We start from the raw sequence: 1,830 nt of genomic DNA, 5'->3' as shown, positions 1-1,830 counted from the left end.
GGAGCGCCGACGACGACGTCGTCCTGGCCGGAGTAGCGGGAGAGGAGAAGCTGGAAGGCGGCCAGCAGCGTCATGAAGGGAGTGGTGCCCTGGCGCTGGCAGAAGGCGAGCAGCTCCTCGGAGAGGGGGTGGGAGAAGGAGACGGGGACGGAAGCGCTGCGGTGGGACTGGACGGAGGGGCGGGGCTTGTCGGTGGGCAACTCCAGCAGGGCAGGTGCACCGGAGAGCTGGTGGCGCCAGTAGTCCAACTGACGCTGGAGCACGTCGCCTCGCAGCCAGCCCCGCTGCCAGGCCGCGAAGTCGGCGTACTGCACAGGCAGAGGTGGAAGGTGGGACTGGGTGCCTGAAGTCCGTGCGGCGTAGAGCTCCGCAAGCTCGCGCACGAGCACGCCAGAGGACCATGCATCGGAGACGATGTGGTGCATCGTCACCAGCAGCACGTGGGACGTCGGCTGCAGACGCAAGAGGCTGCCGCGAATGAGAGGGCTGGTGACCAGACTGAAGGGCCGCAAGGCCTCTTCGGTGGCCAGGCGCCGGGCTTGAGTCTCGCGCTGCTCCGTTGGCAGCGCGCTCAGGTCCACCACCGGCAGCGAGAAGTCCGCGTCGGGGTGGATGACCTGGATGGGCTCTTCGTCATGCAGCGAGAAGGTGGTGCGCAGCGACTCGTGGCGCTGGATGAGTGCCCGCAGGCTGGACTCCAGGGCCGCCACGTCCAGCGCTCCCTCGACTCGCAGAGCGGTGGGGATGTTGTAGGCGGGAGAGTTCGGCTGGAGCTGGTCGATGAGCCAGAGGCGCTGCTGAGCGAAGGAGAGTGGCAGCACGCCGGTGCGAGGAACGGCGCGCACGGGTGGCGCTTGGAGCGCGGAGTGGGGATGGGCGGAGTCGATGCGCCGAGCGAGGGCTGCGAGGGAGGGGGCCTCGAAGACGGCGCGTAGGGGCAGCTCAGCGCCGAAGCTGGAGCGAATGCGGGAAACGAGCTGGGTGGCGAGAAGCGAGTGGCCACCGAGGGCGAAGAAGCTGTCGTTCAATCCGACGCGCTCGACGCGAAGCAGTTGCAGCCAGAGGGAAGCGAGCTGCACCTCGGTGGGCGAGGAGGGAGGGAGGAAGGCGTGGTCGTGCTGGGAGTCGGGAGCGGGAAGCGCCTTGCGGTCGAGCTTGCCGTTGGGAGTGAGAGGCAGGGCCTGCAGCGAGACGAAAGCCGAGGGCACCATGTACTCGGGCAGGAGCCGCAGCAGGGCAGTGCGCAGGGTTTCGGCTTCCAGTGCCAGGGCGGCTTCCGAGGGCACCAGATAGGCGACGAGGTGCTGGTGGCCAGCGACGTCGTGGCGCACGAGGGCGACGGCGTCGCGCACGCCGGGCTGCTGAAGGAGAGCGGCTTCGATTTCACCCAGCTCGATGCGCTGGCCACGCAGCTTCACCTGGAAGTCGACGCGGCCCAGGTATTGGAGGGTGCCGTCAGCGAGCCAGCGCGCCTTGTCACCGGTGCGGTAGAGCCGAGCACCGGGCTGGGCACTGAAGGGGTTGGGCACGAAGCGCTCAGCGGTGAGCTGAGGGCGCCCGAGGTAGCCGAGAGCCAACTGAGCGCCACCGAGGAAGAGCTCTCCAGGCACGCCGATGGGCAGCGGGTGAAGGGCCGAGTCGAGGACGTAGGCGTGGGTATTGGCCACGGGGCGGCCAATGGGAAGGGTGAGGCCGGACTCTTTGCCCGAAACCTCGGCGAAGGTGGCGTCGATGGTGACTTCGGTGGGGCCGTAGAGGTTGACGAGCCGGACGGAAGGCAGGGCGGCTCGCAGGCGGGAGGCGGACTCGGAGGGAAGAGCTTCGCCGCCG

General features: G+C 68.8%; 1 protein-coding gene. It reads right to left on the bottom strand.

Annotated elements, in window-relative coordinates:
* A partial coding sequence (locus G4D83_RS45145; RefSeq protein ID WP_163871153.1) for a condensation domain-containing protein occupies positions 1 to 1,830 on the bottom strand: 1,830 nt, incomplete at both ends.

Origin of the sequence: Myxococcus eversor (assembly GCF_010894455.1) — a bacterium.
Lineage (GTDB): Bacteria > Myxococcota > Myxococcia > Myxococcales > Myxococcaceae > Myxococcus > Myxococcus eversor.
This window is presented reverse-complemented; position numbering and strand designations above follow the sequence as displayed.